The sequence below is a fragment of the Azonexus hydrophilus genome, assembly GCF_038368255.1.
Taxonomy (GTDB): Bacteria; Pseudomonadota; Gammaproteobacteria; order Burkholderiales; family Rhodocyclaceae; genus Azonexus; species Azonexus hydrophilus.
The window spans coordinates 2,222,756-2,243,651 of the sequence record NZ_CP151406.1 but is presented as its reverse complement, the minus strand read 5'-3'; the positions used below and the strand labels follow the sequence as shown (position 1 = coordinate 2,243,651).

The 20,896-nt window shown below is 65.2% G+C and carries 18 protein-coding genes; 8 read left to right on the top strand and 10 right to left on the bottom strand.

The genetic code is table 11. From position 1 onward, the window contains the following. Positions 1–80: 80 nt before the first annotated feature. The gene (locus AADV58_RS10845) at positions 81–611 is read right to left on the bottom strand and encodes a response regulator transcription factor (RefSeq protein WP_341743174.1); all 531 of its coding nucleotides are present in this window, start codon (positions 609–611) and stop codon (positions 81–83) included. Further along, complete coding sequence (locus tag AADV58_RS10840) at positions 608–1,867, bottom strand: ATP-binding protein (protein WP_341743173.1); 1,260 nt, start codon at positions 1,865–1,867, stop codon at positions 608–610. The genes AADV58_RS10845 and AADV58_RS10840 overlap by 4 nt, the downstream gene beginning before the upstream one ends. A gap of 124 nt (positions 1,868–1,991) precedes the next feature. On the opposite strand from AADV58_RS10840, the gene AADV58_RS10835 reads away from it, so the two are divergent. After that, complete coding sequence (locus AADV58_RS10835; protein WP_341743172.1) at positions 1,992–5,246, top strand: EAL domain-containing protein; 3,255 nt, start codon at positions 1,992–1,994, stop codon at positions 5,244–5,246. On the opposite strand, the gene AADV58_RS10830 is transcribed toward AADV58_RS10835, so the two are convergent. From AADV58_RS10830 to AADV58_RS10810, 5 genes are read right to left on the bottom strand one after another with little or no spacing between them, the layout of a single operon-like run. Continuing rightward, complete coding sequence (locus AADV58_RS10830) at positions 5,243–6,553, bottom strand: M18 family aminopeptidase (RefSeq protein ID WP_341743171.1); 1,311 nt, start codon at positions 6,551–6,553, stop codon at positions 5,243–5,245. The genes AADV58_RS10835 and AADV58_RS10830 overlap by 4 nt on opposite strands. After that, entirely contained in the window at positions 6,550–7,428 is an 879-nt protein-coding gene (locus AADV58_RS10825) for an esterase/lipase family protein (RefSeq protein WP_341743170.1), read from the bottom strand. Before AADV58_RS10825 ends, AADV58_RS10830 begins: the two co-directional genes overlap by 4 nt. A 4-nt stretch (positions 7,429–7,432) precedes the next feature. After that, a complete protein-coding gene (dnaQ, locus tag AADV58_RS10820; protein WP_341743169.1) occupies positions 7,433–8,152 on the bottom strand; it encodes a DNA polymerase III subunit epsilon in 720 nt (239 codons plus the stop codon). Then, positions 8,149–8,598: a ribonuclease HI gene (rnhA, locus tag AADV58_RS10815; protein WP_341743168.1), complete on the bottom strand. Its 450-nt coding sequence runs from the start codon at positions 8,596–8,598 to the stop codon at positions 8,149–8,151. Before rnhA ends, dnaQ begins: the two co-directional genes overlap by 4 nt. Further along, positions 8,588–9,304: a class I SAM-dependent methyltransferase gene (locus AADV58_RS10810; RefSeq protein WP_341744546.1), complete on the bottom strand. Its 717-nt coding sequence runs from the start codon at positions 9,302–9,304 to the stop codon at positions 8,588–8,590. The genes rnhA and AADV58_RS10810 overlap by 11 nt, the downstream gene beginning before the upstream one ends. A gap of 28 nt (positions 9,305–9,332) precedes the next feature. Here AADV58_RS10810 and gloB point away from each other — a divergent pair, with 28 nt between their 5' ends. After that, a complete protein-coding gene (gloB, locus tag AADV58_RS10805; protein ID WP_341743167.1) occupies positions 9,333–10,088 on the top strand; it encodes a hydroxyacylglutathione hydrolase in 756 nt (251 codons plus the stop codon). Here gloB and AADV58_RS10800 read toward each other — a convergent pair. Further along, positions 10,085–10,474 carry a response regulator gene (locus AADV58_RS10800; protein ID WP_028995501.1) on the bottom strand — a complete coding sequence of 130 codons (390 nt, stop codon included), beginning with the start codon at positions 10,472–10,474 and terminating at the stop codon, positions 10,085–10,087. The two genes, gloB and AADV58_RS10800, sit on opposite strands and share 4 nt — an antisense overlap. Positions 10,475–10,480: 6 nt before the next feature. Then, complete coding sequence (locus AADV58_RS10795) at positions 10,481–10,879, bottom strand: hypothetical protein (protein WP_281985182.1); 399 nt, start codon at positions 10,877–10,879, stop codon at positions 10,481–10,483. 70 nt (positions 10,880–10,949) lie between these two features. Between AADV58_RS10795 and AADV58_RS10790 the strand changes: the two genes are divergently transcribed. Genes AADV58_RS10790 through AADV58_RS10775 form a run of 4 tightly spaced genes read left to right on the top strand, consistent with a single transcriptional unit; the run spans position 10,950 to position 18,348 of the window. Continuing rightward, positions 10,950–14,240, top strand: a complete 3,291-nt coding sequence (locus tag AADV58_RS10790; protein WP_341743166.1) for a DUF748 domain-containing protein — start codon at positions 10,950–10,952, stop codon at positions 14,238–14,240. 4 nt (positions 14,241–14,244) lie between these two features. Next, on the top strand, positions 14,245–15,567 hold the full coding sequence (gene rmuC, locus AADV58_RS10785; protein ID WP_341743165.1) for a DNA recombination protein RmuC: 1,323 nt from the start codon (positions 14,245–14,247) through the stop codon (positions 15,565–15,567). Then, positions 15,551–15,979: a DUF3293 domain-containing protein gene (locus tag AADV58_RS10780; protein ID WP_341743164.1), complete on the top strand. Its 429-nt coding sequence runs from the start codon at positions 15,551–15,553 to the stop codon at positions 15,977–15,979. The genes rmuC and AADV58_RS10780 overlap by 17 nt, the downstream gene beginning before the upstream one ends. Continuing rightward, the gene (locus AADV58_RS10775) at positions 15,979–18,348 is read left to right on the top strand and encodes a protein kinase domain-containing protein (RefSeq protein ID WP_341743163.1); all 2,370 of its coding nucleotides are present in this window, start codon (positions 15,979–15,981) and stop codon (positions 18,346–18,348) included. The genes AADV58_RS10780 and AADV58_RS10775 overlap by 1 nt, the downstream gene beginning before the upstream one ends. Positions 18,349–18,380: 32 nt before the next feature. On the opposite strand, the gene AADV58_RS10770 is transcribed toward AADV58_RS10775, so the two are convergent. Next, complete coding sequence (locus AADV58_RS10770; RefSeq protein ID WP_245580555.1) at positions 18,381–19,208, bottom strand: outer membrane protein assembly factor BamD; 828 nt, start codon at positions 19,206–19,208, stop codon at positions 18,381–18,383. Here AADV58_RS10770 and rluD point away from each other — a divergent pair. Further along, the gene (rluD, locus tag AADV58_RS10765; protein WP_341743162.1) at positions 19,207–20,160 is read left to right on the top strand and encodes a 23S rRNA pseudouridine(1911/1915/1917) synthase RluD; all 954 of its coding nucleotides are present in this window, start codon (positions 19,207–19,209) and stop codon (positions 20,158–20,160) included. The genes AADV58_RS10770 and rluD overlap by 2 nt on opposite strands. Beyond that, positions 20,153–20,878: a peptidoglycan editing factor PgeF gene (gene pgeF, locus AADV58_RS10760; RefSeq protein WP_341743161.1), complete on the top strand. Its 726-nt coding sequence runs from the start codon at positions 20,153–20,155 to the stop codon at positions 20,876–20,878. The genes rluD and pgeF overlap by 8 nt, the downstream gene beginning before the upstream one ends. Positions 20,879–20,896 lie beyond the last annotated feature (18 nt).

Sequence of the window (20,896 nt, the reverse complement as noted above, 5' to 3'; positions counted from 1 at the left end):
GATTCGCCAACACTGTGACGGGTAAGAAACGTTTCGGTTTTTACGGATTGATTAATTCGATGATCCGTAAACCGCCTGTATCAGGCGCGTACCGGATGCTTGGCCAGCTTGCGTTGCAGCGTGCGTCGATGCATTTTCAGGGCGCGTGCCGTGGCCGAGATATTGCCGTCGTTTTCCGTCAGCACGCGCTGGATGTGTTCCCATTCCAGGCGATCGACCGACAGGGTTTCGTCCGGTGTGCACAGGGCTTCAGACGGCATTTCGTCGGCGAAGGCAGCGAGGACGGCTTCGATTTCCACCGGTTTGGTCAGGTATTGCGTGGCCCCGCGCTTGACTGCCTCAACGGCGGTGGCGATGCTGCCGTAGCCGGTCAGGATGACGATGCGCATGCTTGCATCGATGTCGAGCAGGCGAGGAATCAGCAGCAGGCCGGACATGCCGGCCAGGTTGAGGTCGAGCACCGCGCGCCGGACGCCGTGTTCGCGGGCCAGGCGCAGGGCTTCGTCGCCGTCGACCGCGCCGATGGCCGGCAGGCCGCGCCGGGTCAGCGTACGCACCAGGATGCCGTTGAAGGTCGGGTCGTCGTCGATGACCAGAATCGGCGGCGTCATGGGTTCTCTGCAATGGGTAGGACGATGCGGGCCCGGGCGCCGCCGTCGTCGGGGTTGCTCAGTTCCAGCCGGCCGCCGAGCTGGCCGATGGCGGTGGCGGTCAGCATCAGGCCGACGCCGCTGCCGCCTTCGTGGGCCGGCAGTTCCTGCCGACCGCCGAGCGCCAGCACTGCTGGTGGAAAGCCGGGGCCCCGGTCGCGGATGGCGATGCTCAGGGCCTGCCGGTCCCAGCTCAGGGTGATTTCCAGCGTCTGCGGGCAGGCGTTGGCAGCATTGTTGAACAGGTTGAGCAGGGCTTGTTCCAGACGCGGGTCGATGGCGATCTGCGGTGCCGGTCCGGCGCTGTCGATGATCAGCTTGCTCGTGGTTTGCGGGCGCAGCGCATGCCATTTCTGGCGCAGGCGGTCGAGCCAGCGGTCGCAGGCTTGCTGTTCCGGGGTGTCGTTCTGGGCCGCATCGGCGCGCCGAGCCAGGCCGCCGACGATTTCCTTGCAGGCGGCGATCTGCTGGCGCAGCAGGCCCAGGTCTTCCCTGACGGCTTCCGGCAACTGCCGGTCGTTGGCCAGTTCGCCGACGATCAGCGACATCGTCGCCAGCGGTGTGCCCAGTTCGTGTGCGGCGCCGGCGGCCAGGGTGCCCATCGCGGTCACCCGCTCGTCGCGCAGGGCCTGCTCCCGGGCCTCGGCCAGTTCGGCGTCGCGGTCGCGGATCAACTGGCTCATGCGCAGGATGATCCAGCCGATCAGGATGGCCGAGACGGTGAAGGTCAGCCACATGCCGATCAGGTGCAATTGGGTGGCCCGGCTGACATCGGTGATCGGCAGCGGCAGGTAGAACAGCATCAGCAGCGAGTAGGCGAGGATGGCCGCGCTGCCGACCAGGATCACCAGATGGCGCGGCAGGCCGAGTGCGGCGATGGCGACCGGCGGCAACAGCAGCGAGACCAGCGGGTTGGTGGCGCCGCCGCTGAAGAACAGCAGCGCCGACAGGGTGCAGATGTCGAGCAGCAGCTGGCTGAACAGTTCATGCGCCGTGGCCGATTGCTGGCCGGCGTGCCGGTGGCCGAGCGCATTGAGCACGGCGGCGACGGCGAGGATGGCGAGCATCGCCGGCTGTGGCAGGACGAGGTCGAGCAGGCCGGGGGCGATCAGCACGGTCAGCGCCATCAGCGCCAGCATGGCCCAGCGCAGCGCGAACAGGCGGCGCAGATTGACCAGGTACTCCTTGCTGTCGGCGGCGTGATAGAGAATCGGCATCGCCGAATTATCGGCGATTTGCGGCGCGCTGCGTTATGCTCTGCTGCGTCAGATTGTCGCAGGGCGGCGCTCGTCGGGCGCCTATAATCTCCTGCAGCTCATGCACCACTGTTACAGGTTCTCGATGTCTGGTTTCTTGCGCGGCAATGTGCTGCTTGCCCTGATTTATGCGCTGACCGGTTGGCTGGCGTTGCAGATCGCCGTGCCGCCGGGGTACGCGGCCCCGCTGTTCCCGCCTGCCGGGATCGCGCTGGCCGCCATGCTGGTCCATGGTCCGCGCTGCCTGCCGGGCATCTTCTTCGGTTCGCTGGCGGTACAGATCGCGGCCGCCATGCAGAGCGGTTTCAGCGGCAATGTCTGGCCGATGCTGGTGTTTTCCGCTGGCGGAGCAACCCTGCAGGCGTGGTTCGGTTATCGCCTGGCCTTGCGCCTGCTTGGCCGCAGGAATCCGCTCGACAGCCAGGAAAGCATCATCGCCTTCATGCTGGTCGTGGCGCCGGTCGGTGCCTTGATCAGTCCATCGGTGGGCACCTTCGCCATTTACCTGATGCAGGGGATCGCGCCGAATGACGCTGCCTTCACCTGGATGAACTGGTGGGCCGGCGATACGCTCGGCGTGTTGATCATGGTGCCGCTGCTGCTGGTTTTCTTTGGCCGGCCGGCCGCCGACTGGCGCAGCCGTCGGATGAATGTGGCGGTGCCGATGCTGATCGCGCTGGCCGTTCTCGCGGCCACCTTCATCCAGGTCAGCACTTGGGAGGAACGGCGTCTGCAGTCCCGGGTCAATCGCGATGCGGGCCACATGGCCAGCCTGGTGCGCAAGCGTCTCGATGCGCAACTTGACCAGATGCAGGCGCTGGAACGCCTGGCCACCGTGCATCCAACACTCGATGCTGCCGTCTGGCGGGAATTCGTCACGCCCTTGCTCGAGCGTTATCCGGGGACGCAGAATTTCGGCTGGAGTCCGCTGGTGAGCGAGGCCCAGCGGCCGGCTTTCGAGCGTGCGGTGCGCGCTGCTGGCAACCCGGATTTCGCCATTCTCGGGCGCGATCCTTCCGGGCGCACCTACGTCGTCGAAACGCGCGCCGAGTATCTGCCCATCCTGTTCGTCGAACCGCTGGCCAGCAACCGCAGCGTCGTCGGTCTCGATCCGCTGGTGCTTGAACAGACCGCAATCGCCGCCCGGCGTACTCGGGAAAGCCGGCTGCCGGTGGCTTCGGCCTCGATCCGTCTGGTCCAGGAGAAGGGCGAACAGCGCGGCGTGGTGATCTATCACGCTGTCTTCTCTGGTTCGCCGACGCGTCAGATCGGCATGATCTCGGGGGTGTTCCGCATGGACGATGCGCTGACTGCCACGCTGGGCCGCGAGATGGAGAAGGGGTTGGAGCTTTGCCTGATTGATCATGATGCCCAGGGGCAGCGGCTGTTCGGTCCGGGCGGCTGCGAGCAGCCGGAATGGCTGGCGCGGCGCATGCATTGGCAGGATACGGTGGATTTTGCTGGGCGTAGCTGGCAGCTGAAAATTGCCACTACCGATACCTATCTGGTGAATCTGCGTAGCTGGGGCGTCTGGTTGACGCTGGCCATCGGCTTGCTGACCACGGGGGTCCTGGGGGCTTTCCTGTTGCTGACCAGCGGTCGCGCGCGGCGCGTCGAACGCCTGGTCGACGAGCGTACCCAGCAGCTGGCCGACGCTGGTCGGCAACTGATCGAGCAGCAGGAGGAACTGGTTCAGGCGCAGCGCATTGCCCGGCTGGGCAGTTGGGAAATCCTGCCGGGGAGTGACGAATGCCATTGTTCGGAGGAATTGCGCAGGATCATGCGTTTGTCCGAACATGGGCGGATCGTTTCTGACGACCTGTTGAGCCGGGTGCATCCGGACGATCGGGCTAGCCTGCAGCGGGCGCTGGAACAACTGGCCGAGGCGCCGGGGCAGGCGGCTTTCGATTGCCGCCTGGCGGTGTCGGGGGCGATTGGCACCCGCTTGCATTTCCGCATCGAAAGTGATCAGCGCGCCGGTGGCGGCGTACGCATCCGTGGTACGGCGCAGGACGTGACGGCAGCCCGGGCCGCCGAGGAACATATCGCCTTTCTCGCCCATTACGATGTGCTGACCGGTCTGCCCAACCGCACCCAGTGGAACGAACGGGCACACCAGGAACTGCGCAATGCCTCGCGCCTGGGCGAGGGCCTGGCGGTGCTGTTCCTCGACCTCGATCATTTCAAGTCGGTCAACGATTCGCTCGGCCATCCGGTCGGCGATCAGTTGCTGTCCGGCGTTGCCCGCCGTTTCTCCGCCTGCCTGCGCGAGAACGACTTCCTGGCCCGCCTGGGCGGTGACGAGTTCGTCGTCCTGCTGCCGCATCTCGAACATCCCGAAACCGCCGCCGTGGTCGCCCGCAAGCTGATTTCCGCGCTGCAGGCGCCGATGTCCATCGAGGGCCATGAACTGACCGTGTCGACCAGCATCGGCATCGCCGTATTTCCCAGTGACGGCGAGGATGTCAGCACGCTGCTCAAGCACGCCGACGTGGCGATGTACTGCGCCAAGGACCAGGGGCGCAACACCTATCACTATTTCAAGCCGGAAATGGACGTGCATGCGCTTGAGCGCCTGATGCTCGAAAACGCGCTGCGGCGGGCCATCGAGCGCCATGAACTGGTGCTGCATTACCAGCCGCAGGTCGCTGCCGACGACAGTCGCATGGTCGGCTGCGAAGCGCTGGTGCGCTGGCAGCATCCGGAACTCGGCTTGCTGCAACCGGTCCAGTTCATCGGCGTGGCCGAGGAAAGCGGCCTGATCCTGCCGCTCGGCAACTGGGTGCTGGCAAGCGCGGCGCGGCAACTTGCCTCCTGGCAGGCCCGGGGACTGGATCTGCTGATGGCGGTCAATATTTCCGCCCTGCAGTTCCGCCAGAGCGATTTCGTCGATGACGTCCGCCGCATCCTGGCCGATAGCGGCGCCGATCCAGCCGGCCTGGAACTGGAACTGACCGAAAGCGCGCTGATGCAGCCGACGCCGGAAGTGCTGGCGCGCATGAACCAATTGCGCGAACTTGGCATCCGCCTGGCGCTGGACGATTTCGGCACCGGCTATTCCAGCCTGTCCTACCTCAAGCGCCTGCCGATCCGCCGCCTCAAGCTCGACCGCAGTTTCGTCAAGGACGTGCCCGGCGATCAGGAAGACGTGGCGATTGCCATGGCCACCCTGTCACTGGCCCGCGACCTGGGCATGGACGTCGTTGCCGAAGGCGTCGAAACCGAGATCCAGCGGCAATTCCTGGCCGAACGGGGGTGCCCGGTGATGCAGGGCTACCTGTTCAGCCGGCCGCTGCCGGCCGACGAACTGCGGCGCTGGATGGACGAACGCGGCGTCTAGAGCCGGAAGGCGCCGGTCATGGCGGCGATCATGTCGGCGTGGTCGATGACGCCGGCGCTCTCGCGGATGCTGTGCATGGCCCACATCGGTGCGCCGACGTCGACGCTGGGGATGCCCAGGCGGGCGGCGACGATGGGGCCGATGGTGCTGCCGCAGCCGAGATCGGTGCGATGCGCGTATTGCTGGCAAGGGACGCCGGCCTGTTCGCAGATGGCCATGAACAGCGCCGCCGTGTCGGCGCCCGTGCTATAGCGCTGGTTGCAGTTGTGCTTGATCACCGGGCCGGCATTGACCAGGACCCGGTGCCCGGGTTCGTAGGCCGACGGGAAGTTCGGGTTCCAGGCATGGGCCATGTCGGCGCTGATGAAGTAGCTGCGGGCGAGCAGGCGGCGCAGGTCTTCGCCGTCGAGGGCGAAGTTGCCGGCGAGCCGCTGCAGCACGTCGCCGACCAGGCTGCCACCGGCGCCGGCGGCGCTTTCCGAGCCGACTTCCTCGTGGTCGAAGAGGGCGACCAGGCAGGTTTGACCCGGCTTGTCCACCGCCAGTAGTGCGCTCAAGGCAGCGTGGCAGGAGGCCAGGTTGTCGAGCTGGCTGTTGGCGATGAATTCGCCGTCAGCGCCCCAGAAGCTGCCTTTCTGCGTGTCGCAGGCGGCCAGCTCCCAGGTCATCAGGTTTTCCGGGGCGACGCCCAGCGCGTCGGCCAGCGGCCGGCGGAACTGCGTGTCGGCCGTTTGCGCATCGTCGCCGACGCCCAGCAGCAAGGGTAGTTCGGTCTGCTTGTTGAACTTCAGCCCGCCTTCGTTGACCTCGCGGTTCATGTGGATGGCCAGGTTGGGCAGGCGCAGCAGCGGCTTGTCGATATGGACCAGCCGGCTTTCGATGCCGACATCGTTACGCACCATGACCCGGCCGGCCAGGCCAAGGTCGCGGTCGGCAAAGGTGGCCAGGATCGGTCCGCCATAGACTTCGACGCCGAGCCGGACCAGGCCGTTGGCATTTTCCGCCGGGCGCGGCTTCAGGCGTAGCCCGGGGGAGTCGGTATGGGCGCCGATCATGGTCAGGCCGGTTTCGGCCAGCGGCTGGCTGCCGATGGTGAAGGCGATGATCGACGAACCGCCGCGGATGACGAAATAGCGGCCGCCGGCTTCCAGTTGCCAGCGGTCGAATTCCTCCAGACGGACGAAGCCGGCGGCCAGCAGGCGTTGCTTGCAGGTGGCGACGGCATGCCAGGGGCTCGGGCTGGCGTCGATGAAATCGAGCAGGTCCTGCGCCTGGGCGCGGGCGGTATCGGTCACTGGGCGGGTCATGAGCGGCGTTCCGGAGTGGTGCACGCGTCTACGACGAGGTCGGCGACGCGGCGGTCGTAAAGCATGGCGAGATGGCCGACCGGCGGCAGGTCCACGTTGTGGGCGCCGGGCAGCCGCTGGTGGTCGTAGGGATAAACGTAATTGTCGCAGGGATTGCAGTAGGCGATGGTCGGGACCGTCGTCTTTTCCGCCGCCATGTCGCGCAGCCACAGGGAGTCCGGCTGCATTTCGCGGGCATTCTGGCCGATGCCGAGACGGGCGAGTTCGGTGCCGCTGTTGGGCGTTGCCAGCGTGATCAGTGCGGCCACCCGATCGCTGCCATGGCGGGCGAGGTAGGAGCGGCAGATCAGTCCGCCCATGCTGTGACCGACCAGGGTCAGTTTCTTGGCGCCGGTCTGGCGGCAGACAGCCTCGATGCGTTCGTTGAGCAGCGGCACCATGCGGCCCATGCTGATGAAGGGCGGGAACAGGCTGACCGTGGCCACCGTGCAGCCGGCGTTTTCCAGACGCCGGCGCAGGCGGTACCAGACGCCGCGGCTGCAGCCGTAACCATGGACCAGCAGGACCACCCGACCCATCGGCGCCAGCCGGTCGGCCGGCATCCACAGGCGTTCGAAAGGCAGGACCAGCAGGAAAGTGCGGATGAAGGCGAGATACTCGCCGACCATGATGCGCAGGCCCGGTTTCTGTCCGGGGGCCTGATGGCGGCGGGCCAGCAGCCAGAGACCGGCATTCTGCAGCGCGCGGGCGAACAGCAGGGTGAGTATGGCGGCCAGTCCGGCGGCCGGTGCCGGCAGACCGCCCGGGCCCAGCGCCAGGTGGTAGTAGATGGCCAGTTCGGCAATCAGCCAGAGCAGCAGGGAGACGGGCAGCATGAGCTCAGCCGGTGGCTTCGGCGGTGGTTTTGGGCAGCCACAGGCAGTTGCCCTTGGATTCCTTGTCGATGGCTGCCAGGACCGCGTCGTGCGCCGCCACTTCGTCGTCGCTGGCGCGCCGCACGACCAGCGGCTTGCGCTGGCGGACCTTGCCGTCGGCGCCGAGCAGGGCACGCGGCGCTTCCTCGGGTTCGATCATCAGCGCATTCTGTCCGCGGGTCATGGCCAGGTAGACCTCGGCCAGCAGTTCGGTATCGAGCAGGGCGCCGTGCAGGGTACGGCTGGAGTTGTCGATCTCGTAGCGTTCGCACAGCGCATCCAGGCTGTTGCGCTTGCCCGGATGCAGTTCCTTGGCTTCGCGCAGGGTATCGATGACGCCGCTGCAGATCGTTTCGACCGGGACCCGGCCGAGGCGGTCGAGTTCGGCGTTGAGGAAGCCGAGGTCGAAGGGCGCGTTGTGGATGATCAGCTGCGCGCCGTTGATGAATTCGAGGAATTCGTCGGCGACGTCGGCGAATTTTGGCTTGTCGGCCAGGAATTCGAGCGAGATGCCGTGCACCGCCTGGGCGCCGGCGTCGATTTCGCGCTCGGGATTGATGTACTTGTGCAGGTGATGCCCGGTCGGCCGCCGGTTGACCATCTCGATGCAGGCGACTTCGATGATGCGGTGGCCGTCGCGCGGGTTGAGGCCGGTGGTTTCGGTATCGAGGACGATCTGTCTCATGCCGTTTCCTTCAATTCGTCGATGCCGCGGTTGGCCAGCGCGTCGGCGCGCTCGTTTTCCGGGTGGCCGGCGTGGCCCTTGACCCAGATCCATTCGAGCTGGTGACGGCGCGCCTGTTCGTCGAGCAACTGCCACAGGTCGGCGTTCTTGACCGGCTTCTTGTCGGCGGTTTTCCAGCCGTTGCGCTTCCAGCCGTGAATCCACTCGCTGATGCCCTTGAGCACGTATTGCGAGTCGCTATGCACGCGCGCCTTGACCGGGCGCTTCATCGCGTCGAGGGCGCGGATCACCGCCAGCAATTCCATGCGGTTGTTGGTGGTGGCGGCTTCGCCGCCCCACAGTTCCTTCTCGTGACCGCCGGCGCGCAGGATGGCACCCCAGCCGCCGGGGCCGGGATTGCCGCGGCAGGCGCCGTCGGTATAGATGTCGACGATCTCAGTCGCCATGTTGCTCCTTTTGCGCGACCGGACGCAGGGCTTTGGCGCGTACGGTCTTTTTGCGCCAGTTGGGGGTGATCAGGCGGATGCCGTGCACCCGCTTGACGGCGCGCAGCATATAGACGGCGCCAGAAAATTTCCACCAGCGGCGGCCGGCGCTTTCGGTGAAGCCCCAGCGTTGCAGCCATTTCTGCTGCTCGCAGGGCGGGGCATAGCAGCCGAAACTGCCGCGATCGACTTCGAAGCCGAGCAGCTTGAGCCAGTCCTTCAGCCGGGTCGGCGACAGGTAGCTGCCGTTCCAGGGGAAACCGCTACCGCGCCTGGCCTGTTTTTTCAGGCCCCACAGCGACAGCGGATTGAAGCCGGTGATGATCAGTTGTCCTTCGGGAATCAGAATGCGCTCGACTTCGCGCAGGATCTGGTGGGGATCGTCGGCGAACTCCAGGACATGCGGCAGCACCACCAGGTCGACGCTTTGCCCGGCAATCGGCAGGGCGGCCGGCGAACAGGCGATGGCGACCGAGTCACCGCTGCCGATGCGGATGCGCAGTGCCATCCGGTTGGCGCGCAGCAGGTCGCACTGCGGCAGGCCGATCTGCAGGGCGTTGAAGCCGAAGATGTCGGGGACGGTTTCGTCGATCTGGCGGATTTCCCAGTCGAGCACGTAGCGCCCCTGCGGCGACGCCAGCCAGGCATCCAGTTCACGATTTGACATCCGGGCGCTCTGGTTCGATAGTTCCGGCATGTTCGAAATCTCGCTCATTCCCGCCTTCAAGGATAATTACATCTGGCTGCTCAGCCGTGGTCGCCAAGCCTTCGTCGTCGATCCAGGCGACGCGGCGCCGGTGCTGAAACGACTGGCGGCTGACGGTCTGGAACTTTGCGGCATCCTGATCACCCACCACCACGCCGACCATCAGGGCGGAATTGCCGAATTGCTGGCCCACCGGCCGTGCGAGGTCTTTGCACCGGCCGAAGAGTCTATCACAGGGCGGACCCGCCCCCTGTGCGGCGGCGAACGCCTTGATGTGCTCGGCGTTCCGGTCGAGGTGCTGGCTGTTCCCGGACACACGCTGGGACATCTGGCCTACCTGGCGCCGGGCGCCCTGTTCTGCGGTGATACCTTGTTCGGTGCCGGTTGCGGGCGGCTGTTCGAGGGCACCCCGGCGCAGATGAGCGACTCGCTGGCCCGCATCGCGGCCTTGCCGGACGAGACACGCATCTACTGCGCCCACGAATACACGCAGATGAACCTGCCGTTCGCCGCTGCGGTCGAGCCGGATAATGCCGAGGTACAGGCCAGGGGGCTGCGGGTGGCAGCGCTGCGTGCTGCCGGTCAGTCGACCGTGCCCTTGCGGCTGGGCGAGGAGCGCTTGACCAATCCCTTCCTGCGCTGCCAGGAGCCGGCAGTCATCGCGGCGGCACGGGCACAGGGGGCTGCAGACGATGCGCCGGTATCGGTGTTTGCCGCCTTGCGCGCCTGGCGCAACGTTTTCTAGCGCCGCTGGCGGACCCGGGTGGCGGCTTTCTTCAGGGCGTCGAGCACGCGCGCCGCGTTGAAGGGCTTGACGATGAAGCCGCCGGCGCCATTCATGATTGCGTCCTGAACGGTTTCCGGGTCGGCACTGCCGGTGATCATGATGAACTCGGTGTCCGGCAGCGTCTGCTTGATCTCGATCATCGCCTCAAGCCCGTTCTTTTCCGGCATCAGCACGTCCATGCATACGATGTCCGGTTTCATGCGTTCGACCATTTCGACCGCCTGGGCACCGTTGCGGGCTTCGCCGACGACGTCGTACTCCTCGCCGCGGAGGATGCCGCGCAGGATGGTCCGCATCATGTCGTTGTCGTCCACGATGACGACGGAAACCCGGTTTTTGCTCATGGGAGGTTAGTAGCAGTTGGCCTTGAAGAATAGCAGGGCGACGACCGAAATGCCGACGGCGCAGCTTCCCCAGAAAATACTCCAGCGCAGCGCCCGGCTGGCTTCAACCCAGGCGCCGCGCTGCCGGGCCTGGAACAGGCGCTGGACTTCGCCGAGGGTCAGGATGGCAGTCAGCGAGAAGAAGATCATGCCGGAGAACAGGGCGATGATCAGGCCGTTGTCCATGGTCCGGCAACCGCCCCGGGTGATCCGCAGGTAGGACAGTACGCTATCGGTCCGGAAGGCATAGCCGGCAATCAGGTAAACCAGTGCGCCGAACAGCACGATCAGGAAAATCGTTAACTGCGTTTGCGCACGATGCAATTGCGCCCAGCCGCGCTTGATATCGTCGATAATCCACTTCATTGGTGCTGTTTGCCTGCCTGTTTGTCCGCTTTGGCGGACTCGTTGATACGAATTATTTACCAAGATTACCATGTCCGAAGCGCTTCAGTCGGTGTTGTCAAAGCTGTCAGCCTTGCGCGAGTTTGCCAGTCAGCCACGTGGACGTCGCCTGGGAAAGCGGGTGCTGGCCGGTGTGGCGGTTTTGCTGGCCAGCGGATTTTTCCTGGCACCGCCGGTGCTCGAGTCGGTTCTGGAAAAACAGCTGGCGAAGGCGCTGCACGGCGAGGTGCGGATCGACGATCTGGCGATCAATCCGCTGGTGCTGTCGGTCACGGTCAAAGGTCTCGTGGTGGTTCGCGACGGCAAGGAGCAGGCCGCTTTTGATGAGCTTTACATCAACCTTTCGGCGGCTTCGCTGTTCAAGATGGCGGCGGTCGTCGACGAAATCCGGCTGGCCGGCCTGCGCGTTTCGGTAGCGCGGACAGGCGACGGGCAATACGACATTTCCGATCTGCTCGACGAATGGTTGAAGCCGGATGAGACGCCGGACAAAACGCCGCCCCGTTTTTCCCTGAACAACATCCAGTTGATCGGCGCCAGCATCCACTTTGCCGATCGTCCGCGCGAGCGTGAGTTCGTCGTGAGCGACCTCAACCTGTCGCTACCTTTCCTGTCCAGCCTGCCTTACCAAGCCGAGATTCTGGTCCAGCCGATGCTGTCGGCCAACGTCAATGGTTCGACCTTCCGTCTCGACGGCCAGACCACGCCTTTTGCCGACGGGCGCGAGAGCGAACTCCGGCTCGACCTGGCCGGCTTTGACCTGGCCCAGTTGCAGCCCTATCTGCCGGCCGGCCTTCCGGTAAAAATCGCTGCTGCGCGTCTGGATTCGCAAATCCGGGCGGTATTCCGGGAACTGCCGGGGGGCGTGAATTCGCTGGTATTCGTCGGTAATGCCCGTCTGGCCGACCTGCAACTGCAGCAGGGCGACGGCCAGGCGCTGCTGGCCTGGAAAGGGCTTGCCGTCGAATTGTCCAAGATAGATCCATTCAATCGCCAGTTCGTCGTGCAACGTCTGGCGCTGGACGGACTTGAGCTTGATCTTTCGGTCAATCGTCTTGGCGAACTGAACCTGCTGGCGCTGGCCGGCGGCAGCTCAGCCGCGCCGGCGGCCGATGCACCTGCCGCGCCGGTGCACTGGTCGCTTGGTGAATTCGCATTGAACGACGCGACCTTGCGCTGGCGCGATTCGTCCGGCAGCAAACCGGTCAACGGCGAAATCCGCCAGTTCTCGGCACGACTCGGACCGCTGGATGAAAAACTGGCTTCCGTCGAGGTGATCGAGGCCGCCGCTCAGGTCGATTTCGGCGAGCAACTGCAAGTGCCCAGCCTGGCCATCAAGGCGCTACGCACCGACCTGACTGGTCAGCGCATCGAGATCGGCGAAGTCAGCAATGCCGGCGCGCGTATCGTCCTGCGCCGCAACGCCGATGGCGAAATCGAATGGCTGACGCTGCCGCGCTTGAAATCCTCCGGGAAGGGCGGGCAGCAGGCGGCCTCGGCGCCCTGGCTCGCCCGCGTGGCGACGCTGGCGGTCGACGATCTCGGCCTGCGTTTCGAAGACCGCTCGGTGCAGCCGGTGGCCGTTCAGCAGATCGATGGGCTCAGCCTGCGTGGCGAAGGGCTGGGCAACCTGGCCAACGAGAAGGGCCGGCTGTCGCTGCAGGCGACGGTCAACAAGCAGGGCAAGCTGGCGGTCGATGGGGATCTGCAGGCCGAACCTTTTGCCAGCAATCTGAAGATCGACGGGCAGGCAATACCGCTGGCTTCGCTGCAGGGCTATTCGGGACAGTTCCTCAATGTGCTGTTGCAGCGCGGACAGTTTTCCGCCAAGGGTGACGCCAGCCTGCGCCAGGAAAAGGGGCGCCTGCTGGCCGGCTACAAGGGATCGGCGACGCTGGGCAACCTGTTGCTGGTTGATCCCGAGAACAAGGCCGATTTCCTGAAATGGAAGTCGCTGCATCTGGGCGGTATCGATTTCCGGCTTGACCCGATGCGCATCGACATCCGCGAAATTGCCCTCAGCGATTTCTATTCGCGCCTGATCCTAAATGAAGCCGGCCGCCTGAATCTGGCCGACATCGTCCGTCAGCCGGCCGCCCCGGCGGCAGAGGCCGAGACAACGACGGTAGCGCCAACGGAGAAGGCGCCGCTGCCCCTGAGCATTGCCAGGGTGACGCTGAATAACGGGATGGTGAATTTTTCCGACCGTTTCGTCCGCCCGAATTACACGGTCGACATCGGCAAACTCGGCGGTCGGGTGACCGGTCTGTCGTCGGTTGACGGCACGGTGGCCGAACTCGAACTGCGCGGCAGTTACGGCAGGGCGGCGCCGGTATTGATCAGCGCCCGGCTCAATCCACTGGCGGCCAAGTCCTTTCTCGACCTCAAGGCCGAAGTCAAGGACGTTGATCTGACCGGGTTTTCGCCGTATTCGGGCAAATACGCCGGTTACCTGATCGACAAGGGCAAACTGTCGCTGAACCTTGCCTACAAGCTGGAAAACCAGCAACTGACCGCCAGCAACGGCCTGTTCCTCGATCAGCTCACGCTCGGCGAGCGCGTGGACAGCCCCGATGCCACCAGTCTGCCGGTCAGCCTGGCAATTGCGCTGCTGCGCAACAATCGCGGCGAAATCGACATCAACTTGCCGATCTCCGGTTCGCTCGACGATCCCCAGTTTTCGCTCGGCGGGGTGATCGTCAAGGTCATCGTCAACCTGTTCGTCAAGGCGGTGACCTCGCCGTTCGCGCTGCTCGGTTCGATGTTCGGCGACGGCGAGGAATTGTCGACCCTGGCCTTCGCGCCGGGGCAGACGCAGATCGATGCCGCGGCCGGCAAGAAGCTGGAAGCGCTGGCGCGGGCGCTCAACGATCGCAGCGCGCTGAAACTGGATATCACCGGCCATGCCGACCCGGAAACCGATCGCGAAGGACTGAAGCGTTTCGCCATCGAGCAGGCGATGCAGCGGGAAAAGCTCGCCGATCTGCGCAAGCAGGGCAAGGATGCGGAAAGCACCAGCATCGAGCCGGCCGAATACCCGGCGTATCTGGCGCGGGTGTACAAGGCGGCGAAATTCCCCAAGCCGAGGAACTTCATCGGCCTGCAGAAGGAATTGCCGGTCGAGGAAATGGAAAAGCTCCTGCTGACCCATTTGCCGGCCTCCGACGCCGATCTGGGGCAGCTGGCGCGGGTGCGCGCCGAGCAGGTCCAGGCCTGGTTGCTTGACCAGGGCAAGGTGGCGCCGGGGCAGATATTCCTGGTGCCGCCGAAGTCGGGCAAGGCGTCCGGGCAAGGCGGGCGGGTCGAATTTTCGCTGAGGTGAGACAATGAGCGAAACCATGGCGCTGGCCCTGCCGATTGGGGTAATGGTGGTCATCCTGCTGCAGGTGGTGCTGCTCTGGCGGGCGACGCGGCCGGCCGATGATGCCCGCTCGCTGAGCGAACTGCGCGACAGTCTGGAACGCGGCCTGGCACGCCTGGAACGCGAACTGCGCGAGGAAATGGCGCGCGGCCGGCGCGAAGACGCCGAGGAATCCTTCCGCGACCGGGAGGAACGCGCCCAGTCGGCCAGCCTGCTCGGCCAGGCGGTCAGTACCCAGATGGGCCAGCTTGGCACCTTGCAGGCCGAGCGCCTGGAGGCCTTCGCCCGCGAACTCAACCGTTTCTCGCTTGGCCTGGACGAGCGCTTCGAGCGTCTGCGCACCGGTGTCGAAAGCCGTCTCGGCGCCATGCAGGCCGACAATGCCGGCAAGCTCGAGGAAATGCGCCGTACCGTCGACGAGAAACTGCATGCGACGCTGGAGCAGCGTCTGGGCGATTCCTTCAAACTGGTCAGCGACAGGCTGGAGCAGGTGCATCGCGGTCTGGGCGAAATGCAGAATCTGGCGGCCGGGGTCGGCGATCTCAAGCGCGTGCTGAGCAACGTCAAGACCCGCGGCACCTGGGGCGAAGTCCAGCTGGCGGCCTTGCTCGAACAGTTGCTGACGCCGGCCCAGTACGCGGCCAACGTGGCCACCCGGCCGGGCAGCAACGAGCGCGTCGATTTCGCCATCCGTCTGCCGGGGCGAGCGGAGGCCGAGGTCGTCTGGCTGCCGGTCGATGCCAAGTTCCCGATCGAGGATTACCAGCGCCTGATCGACGCCCAGGATCCGGAAGCCGCCGAGGCTGCGGCGAAAGCCATCGAAACGCGGCTCAAGCTGGAGGCGCGCAGCATCCGCGACAAATACGTGGCGCCGCCGCACACCACCGATTTCGCGCTGCTCTACCTGCCGGTCGAGGGGCTGTACGCCGAGGCGCTGCGCCGGCCGGGACTGGCCGAACTGCTGCAGCGCGAATACCGGGTCAGCCTGGCCGGACCGACCACGCTGGCGGCCCTGCTCAACAGCCTGCAGATGGGCTTCCGGACGCTGGCCATCGAGCAGCGCTCGGCCGAGGTGTGGGCCGTGCTCGGGGCGGTCAAGGGCGAATTCGGCAAGTTCGGCGAGGCGCTGGCGCACACCCGCAAGAAGCTGGAGGAGGCGAGCAACAGCATCGTCCGCGCCGAGACGCGGACGCGCCAGTTGTCGAGAAAACTCAAGGACGTCGAGGCCTTGCCGGCCGACGACGCGGAAAAACTGATAGCGGGAGAGGGCGATGACGAAACGCGCTGAACTGGAAAACGCCTATCGGGCAACAAGCTACCGGGTGTTCCTGCCGGCCGGGAGTTTCGAACTGCGCATTGATGCGGCTTGCCCGGCGCTGGCCGAATGGCTGGCCGGGCGAGGCGAGACGGGCTTTGCCATCATCACCGCCTGCAATCCCGGCGGCGAGAAGGCCGATCCCGGGCGCAACGCCGAGCGTCAGTCAGCGCTCGAGTGCGACCTGCTGGAAGGCAACTACGAACCCTACGCCGCCGAAAACGTCGCCGACAGCGGGGATTGGCCGGTCGAGGAAAGTTGCTTCGTACCCGATATTGCACTTGAGGATGCGCTCGCACTGGCGGAAGATTATGGACAGAACGCCATCGTGTGGGGCGGGGCAGACGGGATTCCCCGTCTGGCCTGGACGGAAGACATCGAATAATGATCCGGAAAATCGGCCGCTTCGAAATTCGCGGCGAACTGGGGCGGGGTGCGCAGAGCACGGTCTATCGCGGTTTCGACCCGCAATTGCAGCGGGAAGTCGCGATCAAGACGCTGCATTTCACGCACCCGGACCCGGCACAGAACAAGGTGCTGCTCGACGAGGCGCTGGCGGTCAGCCAGTTGCGCCACGCCAATATCGTGCCCATTTTCGAAGCCGGCGAGGAGGGCGGGGACATCTTCCTCGTCTTCGAACTGGTGCCCGGCCAGAATCTCGCCGAACGCCTGCGCCAGGGCGGCGCGCTGCCGGTACTCAAGGCGCTGTCCATCCTGCGCCCGGTGCTCGATGCGGTGGCCCACGCCCACGCCCGGGGCATCATCCACCGCGACCTGAAGCCTTCGAACATCCTGATCGATGAAAACGGCACGCCCCGGGTCATGGACTTCGGCATTGCTGCCCGGGTCGATGCGCCCAGCGACAGCCGGGACGAACTGAGCGGCACTCCGGCCTACATGGCGCCCGAATACATCGACCGCCGCGAGTGCAGCGCGCGTTCCGACGTCTTTTCCGCCGGCCTGGTCCTCCACGAAATGCTGGCGGGCCGCCGGGCAATCTCCGGCGACAGTCTCGGCGAGATGTTCCGCCGCATCCTCAGCGAGGACATCCGCCTGCCCGACGACGTGGCCGTCGATGAACGCCTGGGCAGCATCCTGGCCAAGGCGCTGGCTCGCGACCCGGGGCTGCGTTATCAGGAAATGGCGCAGTTCATCGCCGCCCTCGACGATTATTCGGAAACCGACGAGGCGCCGGTCATCGATACGGTCGGCCGCCAGGCCACCATCGATTTCCTGCTGCGCCGGATGCGTCACAAGAGCGATTTTCCCGCCTTGTCGGAATCGGTCAGCGCGATCAACCGCATTGCCAACAGCGAGACGGAAAGCGTCAACAAGCTGTCGAACACCATCCTCAAGGACTTCGCGCTGACCAACAAGCTGTTGCGGCTGGTCAATTCGGCCTATTTCCGGCCGGCTGGTGGCGGCAATATCAGCACGGTGTCGCGGGCGGTGGTCGTACTCGGCTTCGAGAGCGTGCGCAACATCGCCATCACCGTCCTGCTGTTTGAACACCTGCAGAACAAGGGCAACGCCAACCAGTTGAAGGAAGAATTCCTGCGCGCCAACCTGGCCGGTGTCCTGGCCAAGGACATCGGTGCTGCGGCCGGCATGCACGATCTCGAACAGGCCTTCATCTGCGCCTTGTTCCACAATCTCGGCCGCCTGCTGTCGCAGTACTATTTTGCCGAGGAGTCCGATGAAATCCGCCGCATCATGGCCCAGCGCGGATGCAGCGACGACCAGGCGGCGCAGCAGGTGTTGGGAATTTCCTTCGAGGATCTCGGGATTGCCATCGCCCGCCAGTGGGGGTTCCCGTCGGTGATCGTCGGCTCGATGCGGCGGCTGCCGCCCGGTCACCTGCGCAAGCCGGCGACGACCGAGGAGCGCCTGCGCGTGCTCGCCGGTTTTTCCGGCGTGCTGTGTGACGCCATCGGGCAGGGCGAGCATGAGGCCGGCAAGCAGCAGTTGCAGAAGGTGCTGGGGCGCTTCAACGAAGCCGTGCCGCTTGACGAAGCGGAAGTCATGCAGACGGTACGGCGCGCGGTCGAGGAAATTTCCGATTTCGCCCGGATCATTCATCTGAACGTCCAGCAAACGGCGTTCGGCCGGCAGATGCAGCAATTTGCCAGCAGCGCGGACGAGGCGGCGGCTCCGCCGGTCGACGATTCCCTCGACGGCACCTTGTTGCGCGATGCCGTCGCCCCCGGGGTGCTCGAAGACGTGACCGGCAATGGCGCGGCCGACGCCCAGGCGGTGCTGACGGCTGGCATCCAGGACATCAGCAATACCCTGGTCGACGGTTATCGCTTGAACGACATCCTGCGCATTATTCTCGAAACCATGTACCGGGCGATGGGCTTCAAGCGGGTGCTGCTGTGCATCCGCGATGCCAAGTCGGGCAGCATGCAGGGGCGTTTCGGCTTTGGTCCGGAAGCGACCGAAATTGCCCGCAACTTCCGCTTCCCCCTCAGCTTCACCCCGGACATCTTCCATGCCGCGACCTCGAAGGGCGCCGACATCCTGATCCACGACATCGACGACCCCAAGATTGCCGGGCGCATTCCGGACTGGTATCGGCAGGCGGTGCCGGCGCGTTCCTTCGTGCTGCTGCCACTGAACATCAAGGGCAGTCCGGTGGCACTGATCTACGCCGACTGCGACGAGGCCGGCGGCATCGTCATCCCGGACAAGGAACTGTCGCTGTTGCGCACCCTGCGCAATCAGGCGCTGCTGGCGATCAAGCAGGGCGGATGACAAAAACCCGCCGGGCGGCGGGTTTCAGTCAATCACCAGAGTTGCCACCAGGGCGTTTTGCGTTCGATCCCGGTGACGTAGAACTGGCTTTCCGGGAAATTCTTGCGCAATACGCGGTCGGCGTCGTTGCGCAGGTCTTCCATGCCGAGCTTGTCGTAGGCCAGGTAGAGGATGTACAAGGCTTCCTCGATGGCCGGCGCCTGCGGGTAGGTTTCGACGGCGACCTGGGCACGGTTGGCTGCAGCGATGTAGGCGCCGCGCTTCATGTAGTAGCGGGCGACGTGAACTTCCAGCGAGGCCAGGGCATTGACCAGATAGTTCATGCGCTTGATCGAGTCGGCTGCATATTTGCTCTTCGGGAAGCGTTCGACCAGTTCCTTGAACGAGTCGAAGGCTTCACGGGCCGCCTTGGGGTCGCGTTCGGTCAGGTCCTGGTTGCTCAGGTGGCCGACCAGGCCGAGGTCTTCATTGAAGTTGATCAGACCTTTCAAATAAAACGCGTAATCGACAGCCGGATGGTTCGGGTGCAGCTTGATGAAGCGGTCGGCGGCTGCCAGGGCGGAGCCGGGTTCGCCGGACTTCCAGTAGACATAGGCCAGTTCGATCTGCGCCTGCTGGGCAAAACGGCCGTAAGGGTAGCGTGCCTCGAGCTTTTCCAGCATCTTCACGGCTGTGTCCCAGGAGCCATCGGCTTGTGCCTCCTTGGCTGCCGCGTAGAGACGTCCAGCCGACCAACCGGCGGTTTCGTCGTATTCCGAGCCCGTGGTGCTGCAACCGGCAAGTACGGCGAGAGCCAGTATGGCGAGCAAAGACCTCAGACCGGCGGTGAACGAGGCGAATGCAGGTAAACTGCGCATCATGAACGATCCTTATGAAAACTCGGGCGATTATAGCCCAAGCGAGCCGCTCCAACTGAGCGTTCCTGACGGTTGCGGGGGGAAGCGGCTCGATCAGGCACTGGCCGAGCTGCTGCCGCAGCATTCGCGTAACCGCCTGCAGGGCTGGATTCGTGACGGCTTGGTCGAAGTCGATGGCGATGTCGTCAGCGAACCCAAACGCAAGGTGCTCGGCGGCGAACGCCTGTTGCTCGCGGTACCGGACGACGCGGTGACCACCGAACTGCCGGAAGACATTCCGCTCGACATCATCTTCGAGGACGAAACCCTGCTGGTCATCAACAAGCCGGCCGGACTGGTCGTGCATCCGGGCAGTGGCAACTGGAGCGGCACCCTGATGAACGCGCTGCTCCATCATGTGCCGGGCATTGCCGAGGTGCCGCGCGCCGGCATCGTGCACCGTCTGGACAAGGACACCAGCGGCCTGCTGGTGGTCGCCAAGACCCTGGAAGCGCAGACCGATCTGGTGCGCCAGTTGCAGGCGCGTACTGTCAAGCGCCAGTATCTGGCGCTGGCTGCCGGCCAGATCCGGCGGGACAGCGGCGTCGATTCGCCGATCGGTCGGCATCCGGTCAATCGCATCAAGATGGCGGTGGTGCCGGAAAGCCGCGGCGGCAAACCGGCGCTGACCTGGTACCGGCGGCTGGAACTGTTTCCTTACTGCACGCTGGTCGAATGCGCGCTGGAAACCGGTCGCACTCACCAGATCCGCGTCCATATGGCATCGATCGGTCATCCGCTGGTCGGCGACCCGGTTTATGGCAAGCACGATCCGCGTTTGCCGGTCTTCAAGCGCCAGGCCTTGCACGCGACCCGGCTCGGCCTGGTCCATCCGCTGAGCGGCCGGCAGATGCAGTGGGAAGTGCCGATGCCCGAAGACATGCGCGAACTGCTCGACACCCTGCGCCATGGCTGATTTCCTGATTCCCGACTGGCCGGCCCCGGCCAATGTCCGGGCGCTGCAGACCCTGCGCGACGGCGGTAGCAGCCCGGCGCCTTGGAACAGCTTCAATCTGGGCGATCACGTCGGCGACGACGCGGCGCGGGTCGCCGCCAATCGCGCCCGGCTGCGCACCGAGCTCCCCGGCGAACCCTGCTGGTTGCGCCAGGTGCATGGCGTCGAGGTCGTCGATGTGGCGCAAGTGGCGGCCGGTACCGAGGCAGACGCCGCTTACGCCACGCAGGCCGGGCGGGTATGCGTCGTGATGACTGCAGATTGCCTGCCGGTGCTGTTCTGCAATCGCCAGGGGACGGTGGTTGCGGCAGCGCACGCCGGTTGGCGCGGCTTGCTGGCCGGGGTGCTGGAAAACACGCTGGCAGCCATGCATTGCCCGCCGGGCGAGGTCATGGTCTGGCTGGGGCCGGCCATCGGCCCCGACAACTTCGAAGTCGGCGACGAGGTGCGCAGCGCTTTTGTCGCGCACGACGCCGCGGCCGGCGAGGCATTCCGGCCGCAGGCCGGCGGCAAGTGGCTGGCCGACCTATACGCGCTTGCCCGTCGGCGGCTGGACGCTGCCGGCGTCGTTGCCATCCACGGCGGCGGACTGTGCACCGTCGCCGATGCCGGGCGCTTCTTCTCCTACCGGCGCGACGGCGTCACCGGGCGCATGGCCAGCCTGATCTGGCTGGCCTGACTTGGCCTGCATCGCCTC